Origin of the sequence: Odoribacter sp. N15.MGS-14 (assembly GCF_000980245.1) — a bacterium.
In the GTDB taxonomy this organism is placed as follows: Bacteria; Bacteroidota; Bacteroidia; order Bacteroidales; family Marinifilaceae; genus Odoribacter; species Odoribacter splanchnicus.
In genome coordinates, this window is record NZ_LARE01000219.1 from 1 (window position 1) to 251 (window position 251).

General features: G+C 48.2%; 1 rRNA gene. It reads right to left on the minus strand.

The window, feature by feature from the left end:
• Positions 1-251 (minus strand): 23S ribosomal RNA (locus tag WS34_RS15250); the annotation flags it as partial.

Here is a 251-nt window from a genome sequence, read left to right on the forward strand (position 1 = left end):
GTCTTTCGGCGAGGGGGTTTCTCACCCCCTTTATCGTTACTTATACCTACATTTGCTTTTCCACACGCTCCAGCAAAGCTCACGCTTCACCTTCGACGCAGAGTGGAATGCTCCCCTACCGATCATTACTGATCCCATAGCTTCGGTAAAACACTTAATGCCCGATTATTATCCACGCCAAACTCCTCGACTAGTGAGCTGTTACGCACTCTTTAAATGAATGGCTGCTTCCAAGCCAACATCCTAGCTGT